This window comes from Ihuprevotella massiliensis, assembly GCA_900095835.1.
GTDB classification, from domain to species: Bacteria; Bacteroidota; Bacteroidia; order Bacteroidales; family Bacteroidaceae; genus Alloprevotella; species Alloprevotella massiliensis.
This window is the reverse complement of the sequence record LT608321.1, coordinates 1,347,881-1,363,513: the sequence shown is the minus strand read 5'-3', so window position 1 is coordinate 1,363,513 and position 15,633 is coordinate 1,347,881. Positions and strand designations below refer to the sequence as shown.

The following is a 15,633-nucleotide window of genomic DNA, read 5'->3' as shown; positions in this document are numbered from 1 at the left end:
GTGTGGCACAACTGCTCATGCAGGGATGAGCGGTGCGCAGGAACTATTTGAGGAAGTCATCAAAATAGCGAGTGATGCGCTCGTGGAGGTGGAGCATGTCGCGACCAGACATGTTGTGACCTTGACCAGGATAGACAAAATAGTCGGGTTGTGTGCCTGCATCTTCGGCAGCGCGGAGGAACATGAGAGAATGTTGCAAAACGCAAGTGGGGTCGTTGTAGCCTACGATGATTTGCAAACGACCTTTCAAGTCTTTGGCGCGATTGACGAGGCTAGCAGCTGCGTAGCCTTCGGGATTGGATTGTGGCGTTTCCATATAGCGTTCGCCATACATCACTTCGTAGTATTTCCAGTCGAGGACAGGACCACCAGCTACACCGACTTTGAAGACGTCGGGGTGGGTGAGCATGAGATTGGTGGTCATGAATCCACCGAAGCTCCAACCGTGGACACCTAGGCGATTGGCATCGACATAGGGCAGCGAAGTGAGTTTTTCCACACCCTTCATTTGGTCTTCCATCTCAATCTTGCCGAGATGGCGGTGGGTGCAGCTCTCGAAGTCGAAACCACGATCACCAGAACCGCGGTTGTCGAGGATGAAGAGGACATAGCCGCGATTTGCCATGTAGTATTCCCAAGGGCGAGCTTGGTAGTTGAACGACTCCTTGACGTTGGTGGCGTGAGGACCGCCATAAACATAGACCACAGCAGGATATTTCTTTGTGGGGTCGAAGTCTACGGGTTTCACCAAACGATAGTAGAGTGGGGTCTTCCCATCGGCAGCGAGGATAGAGCCGTTTTCCACCTCAGGCATGGTGAAGTTGCGCCATGGATTTTCGGCATTGAGGAGGCTGGAGAGGGTTTCTTTCTTCTCGGTGCTCTTGATGTCGATGTGGCGGTAGTCAGTAGGTGTGCTCCAAGTGTCGCGGAGATAGCGACCGTTTTCAGAAAGGCTAGCGCGGTGCAAACCTACGCCATTGTCCAACAAAGTGCGGCGACCGGTCTTGAAATCGACAGCGTAGAGGTTTTCACGGATGTGTCCGCTCTCATTGGTGCGAACGATGATGCTGCGCTTTGCGGTGTTGAATCCGAGGAGGTCGAGCACTTCAAACTTGCCCTGCGTGAGTTGGCGGAGCATCTTGCCGTTGGTGTCGAAGAGGTAGAGGTGGTTGAACCCATCGCGTTCGCTTTGGTAGATGAACTTGTGGTCATCCCAAGGGAGGAAGGTGAGGGGATTTTGGGGTTCTACGAAACGTTCGTTAGTCTCGGTGTAGAGCGTCTTGAGGCGTTTACCCGTGGTGGCGTCATAAGCCACGAGGTCGCAACGCTTTTGGCTGCGGGGTACCTCCATGATGTAGAGGGTTTTGCCGTCAGGACTCCAAGAGAGGTTGGTGAAATAGCGGTCGGTGACGTCGCCCAATTCCAACCAAACGGTGCGGTCTGTGGCAGGAGAGAAGATGCCAACAGTGACTTTGTGCATCGCCATACCTGCCATGGGATATTTGTCGGGGTCGGGTTGAGCAATGCGCACTTCTGGGCTCACCAAAGTGTTGACTTGTGGATAGTCTGTCACCATGGACTGGTCCATGCGATAGAATGCAAGTTGGTCGCCCTTGGGACTCCAGAAGGTGCCTTTGTGGATGCCAAACTCATCGCGGTGAACAGAAGTGCCGTAGAGCAGTTCGCGGCTGCCATCGGTAGACACTTGATGAGTGCGACCGTCGGAGGTGGTGACAAAGAGGTTGTAGTCTTTGGTGAAAGCGAGGGAACGAGAGGCGTTGCAAAAGTCTTGATGACCGATGCCTCTTTGGAGTGGAAGTGTCCAGACGATGGCTTTTTGCTTCCAGTCGTAGGCTACAATAGCCTTGGCAAGAGTAATCTTGGCTACGGTCTTTGTGCCTTCGGGGAAGGTGGTGCCGATGAGGTTGCGAGCTTTGCCATAGCGAGCAGTGTCGAGGACGTTATTAAGGGCAGCGAGATCGAACAGCACCTGTCCGTCTGTGCCAAGCTTTTTGCCTTTAGCATCGAGGGTAAGGCGCACATCGTTGACATTGGTTTGCACTAAAGCATCGCCCCACCATGTGGTTTGAACGGATGGGGGTTGGAGATTCCAGTAGTTGGTGCCGCCCCACATGAGGTCATCTAGAGTGGGACGTTGTTTGGTTTGTGCCATAGCGGTGAGGAAGAGAAATGGCAGGAGCAGAAAGAAAGTAAATTTGTATTTCATGCCAATGAGATAGTGAGTTAGCGAGGGCGGTTAGAAAAATCGTTCATTCCCACAAGCTGATGGAGCCAACTTGTGGGAATGATGTAGGGGGAAGGACTTTAGTCTTCACGACGTTTGCGGAGATTTCCACCGCGATTAGGGTGAGAGAAACCGCCTTCTTGACGGGGCTTGCGGTCGAAACCACCGCGCTTGTCGTAGCTTCCTCGTCTTTCACCTCGGTCACCACGGTCGCGATCACCGCGGTTGCGGTCGCCACGTCCTTCAAATCTATCGTCGCGACGCTTGAATTCGCGGTTACCGCGGAAGTCGTCACCTTCTCTGCGTGGAGCACGAGAGAAAGAACGGCGGTCGTCGCGTTGCCCACGAGAGCGATCGTCGTCGCGGCGTTCAAACTTGCCGCGTTCACCGCGGTCGCCACGTGCTGCGCGCTCTTTGGCTGCACGAACGCCTTCAAAGGCACTGTGACGTGCACGGAGGGTGCGGTAGGTGGCTGCGAGTTCGGGGTCGTCGGAGAAGTCGAAACCTGAGCGGTAGTCGCTGTCTTCATAGCGAGGACGGCGATCTTCGTAGCGGTCTTTGCGGTCGAAGGATTTGCGGTCTCTATCGAAAGGTTTGCGGTCTCTATCGAAAGGTTTGCGTTCTCTGTCGAAAGGCTTACGTTCTCTGTCGAAGGAGCGTTCACCACGTTCGGAGAAGTCGCGGTCGTCTTCGTCGTTGAAGCGTTTGCGAGAAAATTCACGCTTGCGACCATCGCGGAAGCGGCCCTTTTCGCTCATGCGCTGACGTTCTGCATCGGTCTTCACCTCGTTGCCTTCTGCGCGGAACTGGTCGAGCTTGCCGTCGAAGGTGACATACTTGCGGAGTTCGCAGTCGAGAGAACCATTGTTGAGAGGTACGCGGAAAGAGGGGCGTAGGCGCATGTCGTCGAACAATTCTTCCTTAGAAGAAATCACCCACGCATCGCAACCTTGGCAGTCTTTCTTGAGTTTGGTGCCGAGTGTGCGGTAGATTTGTGAGAGGTCTTCGGGACGAAGACGCTCACCATAGGGAGGATTGGTGACGATAATCGCTTTTTCGCAGCCTTCGGGAAGAGCGAAATCGCGGATGTCGCGCTGCTCGAGTGTGATGAGATCTGCCACTCGTGCAGCCTTTGCATTGTCTTGTGCAGCTTCGATGGCGCGAAGATTGAGATCGTAGCCGTAAATCTTGTGATTAAACTCACGTTCGTGGCTGTCGTCGTCGAAGATGTTGCTGAGGAGTTCGGGATTGAAGTCTTTCCAGCTTTCAAATCCAAACTTACGGCGGAAGATGCCAGGATAGATGTTGCGTGCCATGAGGGCGGCTTCCACTAAAATTGTACCCGATCCGCAGAAAGGATCGATGAAATCGCTGTTGAAGTCCCAGCCACTCATCTTGACCAAAGCTGCTGCGAGCACCTCGTTGATGGGAGCTTCCACCGTAGCTGTGCGATAGCCACGGATGTGGAGGCTTTCTCCGCTGGAGTCCAAAGAGAGTGTGCAGCTGTCTTCTGCAATGTGCATGTTGAGGCGGATGTCGGGATTGGCAACGCTGATGTTGGGGCGTTTGCCCGTATTTTCCATGAAATAGTCGACAATCGCATCTTTGACCTTGTAGGCAACAAACTTAGAATTGCGGAATTCGGTGCTATAAACGGTGGTGTCTACAGCAAAAGAAGTGTCAAGATCGAGAATTTCGTTCCACTCAATTCCCTTTACTGCCTTGTAAACAGCTTCCGCATCCTTGGCGCGGAAGTGGAGAATGGGCTTCAACACTCTGACTGCCGTGCGGAGGCAGAAGTTGGCACGGTACATCATTTCTTGATTACCCGAGAAAGAGACCATGCGGCGGCCGATTTGCACGTCGTCGGCACCGAGTTCGATGAGTTCCTGTGCCAAAACTTCTTCTAGACCTTGGAAAGTTTTGGCGATGAGTTCAAAAGTTTGTTGCATTAAATGGGCGGTTGTTGCAGATAGACTGGCGAATATATAAGCTAGTAAGGAGCAAAATTACAATTTTGTGGCGACTACACCAAAGAATCGGCGCAATATACGCGCAAAGAGGGTGCAATCTCTAAAAAAATATAGAGATTGTACCCTCTTTTTCTCATCAGTGTTGCACTGAGGTCTGTAGAATGCGGCACTCGCGTTAGCCTTGTTGGAAAGCGGCAAAGATGGCTTCGGCAGTCTCTGCCATTTTTTCTGGTGCAACCTCCAATTTGGGTTTGCGAAAATCCATATCACCTTCTTCTTTCAGAGGGATGAGATGGATGTGTGCATGTGGCACTTCAAGTCCAATCACAGCCATGCCCACTTTGCGGCAGGGAAGCACGGTCTGGATGGCGCGCGCTACACCTTTGGCAAAGACCTGATATTCGGCAAGGAGTTCATCATCAAGGTCAAAGATATAGTCTGTTTCTTGACGTGGAATCACCAAAGTGTGGCCGAGCGCTACGGGGTTGATGTCGAGAAAAGCGTAGAACTTGTCACTCTCTGCGCATTTATAAGAGGGGATTTCGCCAGCGGCGATTTTGGAAAAGATACTCATATCAGTTAGCTATAATGAGAGTTGGGATATCTGTTGAAGGTGGCAATTTGCTACCTCCAAAGAGAAGTCCGATAATTTGCGACAGCGTATAAATTATTTACCACCGTCTACTACTTATTTGCAGCTACCTACAATTTACTTGCGACCGCCTACAACGCCTTGTTGAGGAGAATTGGGGAGTATGGCTGCATCTTGTGCACTTGCATCTGCATCTTGCACGCTGCGCAGACCATTCCATGACCATCCATCGTAAGGATCATCAAAGTCAGTGAGGGCATAGTTACTCCAGAGTCCATAATTCAACTTGCGAAGGTTGAAACGGAAGCGGCTGTCGCCTGCGTAGCCCGTGAAGTAAGAGTTGTTCAAAGTGTAGTCGTAGATGGCAACATTGAGCGCAGGTTCTCCTGGATAGCTAAGATAGAGGACACCATTGCGCACCTCCCACACAAAGCGGTGGTAGCGTTGACGGATGGGACCATAATTGTAGAAGTCAATCTGTTTTCCCGTACCGCTAGTTCCATAATAGTAATCACTTTGGAAGAGGATGTAGGTGTTGCTTGCGTCAAACTGCACACCACGACCTGTGTAGGGGTTAGTGGCTGTGTAGAACATGCCGAAGTCGCCTTGCCATTCTCCTGAGATTACATTGGCGCGTCCGCGATCACCACGTCCTGTGGGGTAGTAGGGGTCATATTCGTCGTTGATGTAGATGTCGCAAGCCGAAAAACTCATTGCGGCGAACACGAGCATAACGAGAAAAGTGGGGAGAGAGTAGATTTTCTTCATAAGATGCAATGGATAAGGGCTACTCTGAGATTGCTTTCCAAAGATGCTCCCTATTGTAAAGTTACAGTTTGTCGCTTTCAAGGATGGCATTCGCTAGAGAATAGCAAGAGAAGCTGGTTTGTTTAGGAGCAAATGTAATTTATTTGGTGCATTCTGCCAAACTTTTGCCACATAAAAAACGCTTTCTCGCATCTAATTTTACATTTTAGAGGAGAAAGCGTTGTCTTAAGTTGGTGAATTATCCACTAATCTCTGTGAGAAGAGGGGAAAATCGCCAATAGTGTTGCACTCCATTGGGAGTGTTCTCGTTAATCAACGGGAAGTTCTTGTTAAACAACAGGAAGTTCTTGTTAATCAACGGAGATTTTGAGAATCTCAAGCTGAATCACACCGCGAGGAGTTTGTGCGTCTACCACGTCGCCCACCTTGTGACCAAGCAAGGCTTGTGCGATGGGAGTGGTGCTTGAAATTTTTCCTGCGCGAAGGTCTGCTTCACTTTCGGAAACAATGGTATATTTCATCACTGCACCAACCTTCACATTCTTCATCTCCACAGTAGAGAGGATTTGCACCACGTCGGTGCGAATCTTTGACGTGTCGATGATTTTAGCGGTGGCGATGGTCGCTTTGAGTTCATTGATTTTAGTTTCGAGAATCGCCTGCGCTTCTTTTGCCGCATCGTATTCAGCATTCTCGGAAAGGTCGCCCTTATCACGTGCTTCTGCAATAGCAGCAGAGGCAGCGGGACGGTCGATTTGCTCCATGTGTCGGAGCTGAGCCACGAGCTTGTCGTAGCCTTCTTGGGTCATATACGCCATGTTGATGTGATATGTCTATCTTATGGGTTTCTAAATAGGGAAGCTCTTCCCACGGTTGGGAAGGAGCCTCTAATCGGTAGGAAGAAAAGGCTTATGCCTCTTGGGAGTTGTGAGCAGCAGTGGGAGCTGACTTGCCCCCTTCCTTGCTTTCTCCTTTCGCAGTGTTGGAACGGTTGCCACCACGACGGCGATTGTTTCCACCGCGACGTCCACTGCGCGAACGATTGTTCTTGCGCTTTTCTTCGGGGTTGCCAGTCTTTGCCGCTTCATTTGCCTTTGTTGCATTAGCTTCGTTAGCTTTTGAGGCACTGGTTTCGCTAGATGGAGTAGTGTCCACTACCATGAAATCATCAATGTCTACATCGAGTTGGAAGGTTTCAGCCAATTCTTGTTGCACCTTCTTCACTTGACGTTGACGCGCTTCTTCCTTGCGCTTCTCCGCTTGCTCTTGGAGCTTGCGTTCTGCCTTCTGAGCGCGGTGGCTCTGTTCGGCTGGGGGCAGAGTCGTGTTGGTGAAGTCAGCCGCGCTTTGTCGCTTGTTTTGGCGACGCGCGCGCTTCTTCTCTTGCTCGGTACGCACACGAGGAGCAGGCTCTTCGGTGGCGTTGGTAGCTTCCTTGTTCTCTGCTGCTGTATGCTCTTCGGAGTGCTCAGTAGGCTCTTGGGTCACTGCTTCCACAGCTACAGTAGGTTCTTTCGTTGGCTCTTCAGTGAGGACAGTTGCTACCGCATCTGTCTTCAATTCTGGTGAGGGAGCTACAGCATCACGGAAGTTTTGAGGAACAGCTTCTGTTGTTTTTGCCAAATTAATGGTCATTTCAGGCACCACTTCTTCCTTTTCAGGAGTGGGTTCTGCGTTCACCTCTTCATGCTCTGTTTTTTGAGGAGCCACTGGAGCCTCTTTTACTGAGTTGGTAGATTGTTCCGTAGTGAAAGAACGAATCTCCTCTGTAGAAATAGGAGTATCAGCAGGAGTGATTTCGCAAGCGTGGTCGGCTGCTTCTGTCCACTGATCCAGCTCTTGTTGTAGGTCTTCAAGAGGTGCCTTCGGAGTCTCAGCGACAGGCTCGGTAGCCACAACTTGTGGTTCTACTATTGGGTTTTGCTGCTTTTCTTCGGGCAAATCCACAAACTCGACTGTAATGAGTGTGGGTGTTTCTTCTTGCTTTTGAACCTTTTCCTTGCTTTGATTCACAGCAGGAGTTGCCACTACTTCTTCAGCCGTTGCCTCTGTTGTTGAGTTAGGTGTAGGCTTTACAACTTGCTTAGCACGGGGTTTTTCTGTAGAGAGTGTGGGGGCATTCTTTTCAGCTTCAACTTTAGTTTCTGCTAGGACTGTCACCACTTTAGCTACTTTTTCTGTGGGCTTTTCAGTAGCTTGTTGAGGTGCCTCTACCTTTACTTCAGACTTTTGCTGAACCACCGCATGCTTGTTGGATTTCTGTTCACAAGTGGCAGCTTTCTGTTCGCTACGTTCTTCTTGAATTACGGGTTGAGTTGCGCGTTCTTCGCGTTCGCTCTTACGCTCCGAGCGTTGATTTTGCTGCTCTTCGGTTGTATTTTTACGCTCCTTACGATTGAGCTTAGAATTGTCGCGCTCATTCTTACGCTCCTCCTTGTCAGATTTGCGTTCATTGCGCTTTTCTTCACGAGCCGCATTTTCGTTCTTTCGCTGGTTGCGCTCTTCGCGTTCAGCGTTGTCGCTGTTGCTCTTGCGTTCGTTGCGTTCAGCTTTCTCGTTTTTGCGCTCATTCTTGCGCTCGTTGCGTTCGCTACGATTGCTGTTGCGTTCATTCTTCGCGCCACTGCGTTCTTTGGCTATTTGCTCGTCGATTTCAGAGATGTGAGGAAGGGCAAAAAACTCCTCCGCTCCCATAGCAGTGCGCTTTTCTTTGGCACGGAACATTGCATCCAAGAAGTCTGCATCACGACGCATCTGGGTGAGTGCGTCTTTTGCTGCTGCTTGGTGACTCTCTTTTTTAGAAAATCCCTTGCCTTCTCCAGCAGGGATGCCTTCAATGACCACAGTGGTGTGGAAAGATGGGCTCGTGCTGTTGGAATTGTTGGAGATGTTGTCGACAAAATCGAGGTGGATGCGATTTTTCTGCTTCCATTCCAAGAGTTTACTCTTGAAGTTCACCTCCTTATTTGCCACCGTGTCGAGGTCGAGCACAGCACCGATGATGCGCTTCTCGATAAATTGAAACGCATAGCGGAAACCGCGGTCGAGATAGATGGCACCCATGAGGGCTTCAAAACTGTTACCTTCGAGGTAGGAGTTGTGTGTGCGGCCGTGTGTTTGGCTTTGGATAAGGCGATCAATGCCTAGTTCTTTCGCCAGTTTGCCGAGCGATTCGCGGGAAACGATTTTAGAGCGCGTGTTGGTGAGAAATCCTTCGCGCTTGTTGGGATATTGTCGATAAACGATGTGGCTCACGACTGTTTCGAGCACGGCATCGCCGAGAAACTCTAGACGTTCGTTGTTGAGGGGCTTGTTGCCCGTCTTTTTAGAGCGGTATTCGTGTGATTTATGGGCAAAGGCTGTGCGGTACAAATCGATATTGTGCGGACAGAACCCCATAATTTGATAGAGGGCGGAGCGAAACTCTTTGTCTTTGCTAAAAAAGAGTCTGGCTCTGTCGAAAAGATTTTTCATACTGAGTTGAAGTTGGACGACACAAAATAATTTTGTACGCTTAACCGATACGAGGTATCAGCCAAGCGTACAAAGAATTATATCAAAAGTTTGTGCGATGTGTCGACCAGACTGTGATTAGTCTTGATACTTCTTCACGATGCAGCAGGCATTGTGGCCACCAAATCCGAATGTGTTGGAGAGGGCAGCACGCACAGTGCGTTGTTGAGCCTTGTTGAACGTGAAGTTCATGTTGTAGTCAATGTTTTCATCGCGGTCGTCCTCATCGTGGTTGATGGTGGGAGGGATGATGTCGTTTTGCACTGAGAGGCAGCAAACGATAGCTTCCACAGCACCAGCAGCACCGAGGAGGTGACCTGTCATAGACTTAGTAGAGGAGATGTTGAGCTTGTAAGCATGCTCGCCAAATACCTTGCTGATAGCTTTTACTTCTGAGGGGTCGCCCACAGGAGTAGACGTACCATGCACGTTGATGTAGTCGATGTCTTCGGGGTTGAGCTCAGCATCTTGGAGGGCGCGTTGCATCACGAGACTTGCACCGAGACCTTCGGGGTGAGAAGCGGTGAGGTGGTGAGCGTCGGCACTCATGCCAGCACCAGCCAATTCGCAATAAATCTTCGCACCGCGAGCCTTAGCGTGCTCGAGTTCTTCGAGAATGAGAATACCAGCGCCTTCACCCATCACAAAACCGTCGCGGCTTGCGCTGAAGGGACGGCTAGCGCGTGCGGGATCGTCGTTGCGGGTAGAGAGCGCGTGCATAGCATTGAAACCACCAAGTCCACCAGGGCTGATAGCAGCTTCAGCACCACCAGTGACCATCACATTAGCTTTGCCCAAACGGATGAGGTTGAAGGCATCAGCAATGGCGTTGGTAGAAGAAGCACAAGCCGAAGTTGTGGTGTAGTTTGGTCCGTGGAATCCATATTGGATGGAGATGCGACCAGATGCAATGTCAGCAATCATCTTGGGGATGAAGAAGGGGCTAAAGCGAGGGCCCTTTTCTTCGTGGGTGCGTGCGTATTCGCCGATTTGTTCTTCGAAGGTGTGAATACCACCGATGCCCACTCCGAGCACCACACCGATATTGTCCTTGTCGATAGTCTCGAGGTCCATTCCACTGTCTTTGACAGCTTCCATTGCTGCTACGAGTGCATATTGCTCATAGAGGTCCATCTTGCGGAGCTCTTTGCGGTCAATGAAATCTGCTGCCGCAAAATCCTTGATTTCGCAGGCAAAATGCGTTTTGAACTGAGAGGCGTCGAATCCTTTGATAGGTGCGGCACCGCTTACACCCTTGAGAAGGTTGTCCCAAGTAGATTGAATATTGTTACCAACTGGGGTAATTGCACCAAGACCGGTGACTACTACTCGTTTAAGTTCCATTGTGAGTGTGAGTTGAGGTAGTGAAGAATGAACTTCTACGCTGGATGGCGCGGAAGTCAGTCTGCGCTGACGCAGTAAACTTAAATGTGCTAATATGTAGGCACCACATGGAGCCTGTACACATTAGCACATTCAATCTGCAAGGCGGTCGTGCGTGGCGACCTCTCCTTTTTGGCGCAGGCTAAGATTACTTGGCGTTAGCTTCGATGTATTCGATAGCCTGACCTACAGTAGCGATCTTTTCAGATACTTCTTCAGGAATAGTGATGTTGAATTCCTTTTCGAGATCCATCATGAGCTCTACTGTTTCGAGAGAGTCAGCACCGAGGTCGTTGGTGAAGCTTGCTTCGTCCTTAACGTCAGCTGCGTCAACGCTGAGCTTCTCAACGATGATAGCCTTTACTTTTTCTGCAATTTCAGACATGATTGTTATTGTTATTTTTGATGAGTAATATTATCAATTATCGTAATTACGGCTGCAAAGGTAAGCCTTATTTTCAATACTCACAAATAATTAGTGAGGAAAATGTATGTTTTTTGCGCAAATACCCCCTGTTTGTGCATTTTTTGACCCCTTTTGGGCGATTTTCTTGCTGGTCGATGGTTCGAAAGAGTGCACAAACCTACTCAATGTGCTATGACAAGGGTGGGTGAGGACTTAACGTACAGCGATGCACTCGATTTCCACTCGAGCATTCTTGGGCAATGTCTTCACTGCTACGGCTGAACGAGCGGGGAAAGGAGCAGAGAAATAAGTGGCATACACTTCATTCATCGCTGCGAAGTCTGCGAGGTCTGCCAAGAATACAGTTGTCTTCACCACATTGGCAAGGGTGAGACCGGCTGCTTCGAGCACATGCTTGAGGTTGGTGAGCGATTGATGGGTGAGCGCTTGGATGTCGCCTGCAGCAAATTCGCCTGTTGCAGGGTCGATGGGGAGTTGTCCACTGACGAACACCATGCCACCAGCTTCGATGGCTTGAGAATAAGGACCGATGGCGGCAGGAGCTTGGTTAGTTTGGATGGGAGTCTTCATTGTTGTGATTTGTTGTGGAGAATTTTCCTCCGTGAGACAAGTGCAAAGGTATGAAATGTTATTGGAAACACCGCGTCTCTATCCTAAAAAACGTGTTTCGGTCTTTCGGCTAGCGATGGTTGTGGGCTTCCCCTTCCTCCTGTTCATGAGCAGGAGCCTGCGGTTCATGGTGCACTGCTGAAAAAAAGTTTGCGTGACTGCGGAGTGTCCACAAGACCTGCTAGAGAAACCGAAAGATTATTGGAGTATCTTGGAAAAATGTCCGAGTGTCGTGAGGTAATGTCCGAGATAAATGGAAAAACGTCGGAGTTTTTTCAGAAAACGTGGGAGCTTTTTCCGAAAACGTGGGAGCTTTTCTGAAGAATGTGGGAGTTTTTCTGAATGTTATCGGAAAGCCTTTGGAAGATGTGGAGCACAACTGTTGGAGTGCTGCGGCGAAGACAGAGTTAGTTTCTCGCGCGCGCGTATAACAGCGATTTTGCACTTTTTGCTTTCACAACCTTCACAGAATTGTTTGTAGTGGCATGTCTATCAGAGGATTAGGTGCTTGCTTTTCGCGTGAAATTTCAGGTGTTGCACTTCCTCTGCCTTTAGGTATCGTTGTGGAAATGTTAATAATTGTCCGAAAGATGCGTGTTGTTCGCTGTGATAGAGTGAGTTACAGCGAAATCTGTGAAGGTTGTGAAAGCAAAAAGTCGAAAATACTGTATGTACGCGCGCGAGCGCGTGCGCGAGAAAGCCTGTTTTAAGGAACGTTCACCTTCACTTCTTCCGCTTGCGGTGCAGTAAGACTAGAATTGGGGAAATTTTCTTGGGGAGTTCCCTCGAAGGGCTATCCAAAGAATAGATAGCAAATGCCGATGGCGGCGAGGATGCCAGCGAGGTCGGCGAGCAAGCCAGCCATGACTGCGTGGCGCGTGTGGCGGATACCTACGCTGCCGAAGTAGACGGCAAGAATGTAGAAGGTGGTGTCGGTGCTGCCTTGGAAGATGCATGACAAGCGACCCACGAAAGAGTCGGCACCGTGGGTTTGCATCGCATCGACCATCATGCCACGTGCGCCAGAACCCGAGAGAGGTTTCATCAAGGCGGTGGGCAGCGCACCCACCCATTGTGCATCGAGTCCGCACTGAGTGACGCACCATTGCACGCCACCGATGAGGGCATCCATGGCACCACTGGCGCGGAACACACCAATCGCCACGAGCATCGCCACTAAATAGGGGATGATGCGCACGGCAGTTTCAAAGCCCGACTTGGCACCTTCCACAAAAGTTTCGTAGACGTTGATTCGGTGGCGCATTCCTGCGATGAGGAAGGCAATGATGATGGAAAACAAAATGACGTTGGCAGAGGTGGTGCCCACGAGGTTCATCATGGTTTCGTCGAGCGAAGCCATGCCGTAGATGATACCTGCTACGACTATGCTTGCTCCTCCGAGGGTGAGGAGGAGAGTGCGGTTGAATAGGTTGATGCGCTGATAGAGGGCAGTGATGATGATGCCAGCCAGTGTGGAAAAGAAGGTGGCTAGGAGGATCGGTATAAAGACATCGGTGGGGTTCGCAGCTCCTTGTTGAGCACGATAGACCATGATGGAGATGGGAATCAGCGTCAATCCGCTGGTGTTGAGCACCAAAAACATAATCATCGCATTCGTAGCGCGCTCCTTGTTCGGATTCAGTTCTTGCAATCCTTCCATAGCTTTGAGTCCGAGCGGCGTGGCAGCGTTGTCCAGTCCCAGCATGTTGGCAGAAAGATTCATAAAGATGTTGCCCACCACGGGGTGCCCTTCCGGAATTTCGGGAAAAAGGCGTTTGAAAAGTGGTCCAAGCCATCTGGCAAGCACAGCCACGACACCGCCCTTTTCACCGATGCGCATAATGCCCATCCACAGCGACAACACTCCCGTGAGTCCGAGAGAGATTTCAAAAGCCGTCTTGGCAGTGTCAAAGGTAGACGCCATAATGTTGGGAAACACTTCTGTGTCGCCAAAGAAGAGCAATTTCACCACTGCAATGACAAAAGCGATGAGAAAAAATGCTAACCAAATGTAGTTGAGTACCACTGGAATGAAGAATTAGAAAGACGTTATTGGGGAATTATACCTTGTAAAAGAGGGCGCCATCGAAAGTGATGGCTTCGTCGTTGAGAAGTTGTGCGATGGCTTGCTGCACGCGGTGCTCGTCGAGGTGGGCAAACTGGAATTCACTGGCTGCGTGTCCTTGTCCGTCTGCTAACACCTGAAGCAGTTGTGCGCAGAGTTCCTCGTTGCTGGTGGTTGAGAGTGGATGGTCTTGGCACACGTCGCAGAGACCGCAAGGCGTGGAGTCCGTCTCGTCGAAATAGGAGAGAAGCAGTTGGCTACGACAAGTGGTCGAATCGGTGCAATAGGTGAGCATGCTGTTGATGCGGTGTTCATATTGTTCCAGACGCTTTTCGTAGACTTCGGGCGTGAGTGCCAATTTTTGTCCATCCACCCGAGGCGTGAGATAGGTCACTGTAGCCACATTCTTGCGAGGGATGTAGTGAATGATGCGCTCAGCGTTGAGTGCTTTGAGTGCATGATAAACTTGATGCTCGGTGAGATCGCACTTTTCGGCAAGGGTGGCTTCTTCGATAAAGATGTAGTCGGAGAAAATACCAGTGTATTGGCGCAAAAGTGTGGTGAGCACCTTGTCGCCACGGCGTGCACGGAGGTGAATGCGGTAGAGTTCATCGCGCTGCACAATCATCATGATGCGCGATTTGGTGTCGTGTTTGTCGGTGTAGGACAGATAGCCGGCGCGCTCCAAGATGGTGAAGGCATTGACCACGGTGAGGGGGAAATGCTTGAACTTGGCGCAGAATTTTTCTAAATCAAATTCGCGCACTTTGCCCTCGGCTTCGCCCTCTCCAACTTGCAGGAAATAGGCTACATCTTCGTAAATCTCGCGCACCTTGTCTTTGGCAGGGAAGGTTTGTCCTATGCGTTGGGAGAGACTTCGGGTGTCACGGGCATTGAAGAGGAGGATGGAGCGAGCTGGTGCACCATCTCTGCCAGCGCGTCCAGCTTCTTGGAAATAGGCTTCGATGGAGTCGGGAGGGTCGAGGTGCACTACCAGACGCACATCGGGTTTGTCGATGCCCATGCCGAAAGCATTGGTGGCAACCATCACACGAGCTTCGTCGCGCTGCCACGACTCTTGGCGAAAAGCCTTGTCGGCAGTGGGGAGTCCTGCGTGGTAGTAGAGCGCAGAAAGTCCTGCGGCTTGGAGGGCGAGGGCTGTGTCGCGCGTGCCGCCACGCGAACGGGTGTAGACGATGGCAGAACCTTCACTTTGTTCCAAAAGTTGGATTAAATCTCCTAGTTTGTCGTCGCTCATCTGCACGATATAGGTGAGATTGGGACGCGCAAAACTCATGCGGAAGACGCATTTCTCTCGAAAGCGAAGTTGTTGTTGAATGTCGTCTACCACGAGATTAGTGGCAGTAGCCGTGAGAGCGAGGATAGGTTTTTCTGGTAGTAGTTGGCGGATTTCCTTGAGTTGGAGATAAGAAGGGCGGAAATCGTAGCCCCACTGTGAGATGCAGTGCGCTTCGTCCACAGCGATGAAGCTCACCTTCATGTAGTTGAGCTTGAGCTGGAAGAGGTCGGTGTGCAATCGTTCGGGCGAAAGATAAAGAAATTTGTAGCGTCCGAGGATTACATTGTCCAGTTCTTGGTTAATTTCATCGCGTGATAGCCCCGAATGGATGGCAGTGGCGCGGATGCCCTTGCGTCGTAGGTGTTCCACTTGGTCTTTCATCAGCGCAATGAGCGGAGTAATGACCAAACACGTGCCTTCCATCATCATGGCAGGCACCTGGAAGGTGAGACTCTTGCCACCGCCTGTGGGCATGAGACCGAGCGTGTCGTGTCCTGCCAATATGCTGTCGATGATGTCGCGTTGGATGCCGCGAAAATCTGGATAACCCCACACGCGCTGCAGCATGATGCGTGGATCGGTGGGAAGTTCGCCAGACTCGTCTGTGCCGATGGTGGCTACAGAAGGGAGTGCGGAGGAAGGTGGCACGTAGTCTGTCGGCATTTCTATGGGCGCACCCAGCACCTCCTGCAGTTGTTGGTCAAGTGCAGAGAGAGAAAGTTCTTCGAGAGAGGAGTTTTCGCTCATGAGGTGAGGAG

At 50.8% G+C, this 15,633-nt stretch carries 11 protein-coding genes; all 11 read right to left on the bottom strand.

What is annotated here, in order from left to right:
- Positions 1-43 precede the first annotated feature (43 nt).
- Positions 44-2,227, bottom strand: a complete 2,184-nt coding sequence (locus BQ2633_RS05680) for a S9 family peptidase (protein WP_075565672.1) — start codon at positions 2,225-2,227, stop codon at positions 44-46.
- Positions 2,228-2,325: 98 nt separating this feature from the next.
- Positions 2,326-4,197: a THUMP domain-containing protein gene (locus tag BQ2633_RS05675; protein WP_075565670.1), complete on the bottom strand. Its 1,872-nt coding sequence runs from the start codon at positions 4,195-4,197 to the stop codon at positions 2,326-2,328.
- 196 nt (positions 4,198-4,393) lie between these two features.
- Entirely contained in the window at positions 4,394-4,792 is a 399-nt protein-coding gene (locus tag BQ2633_RS05670) for an HIT family protein (protein WP_075565668.1), read from the bottom strand.
- A gap of 135 nt (positions 4,793-4,927) precedes the next feature.
- Entirely contained in the window at positions 4,928-5,578 is a 651-nt protein-coding gene (locus BQ2633_RS05665) for a hypothetical protein (protein WP_075565666.1), read from the bottom strand.
- A 350-nt stretch (positions 5,579-5,928) separates the two neighbouring features.
- Complete coding sequence (greA, locus tag BQ2633_RS05660; RefSeq protein WP_075565665.1) at positions 5,929-6,396, bottom strand: transcription elongation factor GreA; 468 nt, start codon at positions 6,394-6,396, stop codon at positions 5,929-5,931.
- Between the two features lie 91 nt (positions 6,397-6,487).
- Complete coding sequence (gene rnc, locus BQ2633_RS05655) at positions 6,488-9,052, bottom strand: ribonuclease III (protein ID WP_075565663.1); 2,565 nt, start codon at positions 9,050-9,052, stop codon at positions 6,488-6,490.
- A gap of 117 nt (positions 9,053-9,169) precedes the next feature.
- Complete coding sequence (gene fabF / locus BQ2633_RS05650; protein WP_075565661.1) at positions 9,170-10,435, bottom strand: beta-ketoacyl-ACP synthase II; 1,266 nt, start codon at positions 10,433-10,435, stop codon at positions 9,170-9,172.
- A 187-nt stretch (positions 10,436-10,622) separates the two neighbouring features.
- Entirely contained in the window at positions 10,623-10,859 is a 237-nt protein-coding gene (locus BQ2633_RS05645; RefSeq protein ID WP_009437140.1) for an acyl carrier protein, read from the bottom strand.
- A 234-nt stretch (positions 10,860-11,093) separates the two neighbouring features.
- Positions 11,094-11,471, bottom strand: a complete 378-nt coding sequence (locus tag BQ2633_RS05640; protein ID WP_075565659.1) for a RidA family protein — start codon at positions 11,469-11,471, stop codon at positions 11,094-11,096.
- An 832-nt stretch (positions 11,472-12,303) separates the two neighbouring features.
- Positions 12,304-13,536: a nucleoside recognition domain-containing protein gene (locus BQ2633_RS05635; RefSeq protein WP_075565657.1), complete on the bottom strand. Its 1,233-nt coding sequence runs from the start codon at positions 13,534-13,536 to the stop codon at positions 12,304-12,306.
- A 34-nt stretch (positions 13,537-13,570) separates the two neighbouring features.
- Positions 13,571-15,442, bottom strand: a complete 1,872-nt coding sequence (locus BQ2633_RS05630) for a RecQ family ATP-dependent DNA helicase (protein WP_075567241.1) — start codon at positions 15,440-15,442, stop codon at positions 13,571-13,573.
- Positions 15,443-15,633 lie beyond the last annotated feature (191 nt).

Bases quoted from the DNA above. Each gene is read 5' to 3' on its own strand.
- BQ2633_RS05680 (WP_075565672.1), bottom strand. From the start codon at position 2,227: ATGAAATACAAATTTACTTTCTTTCTGCTCCTGCCATTTCTCTTCCTC.
- BQ2633_RS05675 (WP_075565670.1), bottom strand. From the start codon at position 4,197: ATGCAACAAACTTTTGAACTCATCGCCAAAACTTTCCAAGGTCTAGAA.
- BQ2633_RS05670 (WP_075565668.1), bottom strand. From the start codon at position 4,792: ATGAGTATCTTTTCCAAAATCGCCGCTGGCGAAATCCCCTCTTATAAA.
- BQ2633_RS05665 (WP_075565666.1), bottom strand. From the start codon at position 5,578: ATGAAGAAAATCTACTCTCTCCCCACTTTTCTCGTTATGCTCGTGTTC.
- greA (WP_075565665.1), bottom strand. From the start codon at position 6,396: ATGGCGTATATGACCCAAGAAGGCTACGACAAGCTCGTGGCTCAGCTC.
- rnc (WP_075565663.1), bottom strand. From the start codon at position 9,052: ATGAAAAATCTTTTCGACAGAGCCAGACTCTTTTTTAGCAAAGACAAA.
- fabF (WP_075565661.1), bottom strand. From the start codon at position 10,435: ATGGAACTTAAACGAGTAGTAGTCACCGGTCTTGGTGCAATTACCCCA.
- BQ2633_RS05645 (WP_009437140.1), bottom strand. From the start codon at position 10,859: ATGTCTGAAATTGCAGAAAAAGTAAAGGCTATCATCGTTGAGAAGCTC.
- BQ2633_RS05640 (WP_075565659.1), bottom strand. From the start codon at position 11,471: ATGAAGACTCCCATCCAAACTAACCAAGCTCCTGCCGCCATCGGTCCT.
- BQ2633_RS05630 (WP_075567241.1), bottom strand. From the start codon at position 15,442: ATGCTGCAGCGCGTGTGGGGTTATCCAGATTTTCGCGGCATCCAACGC.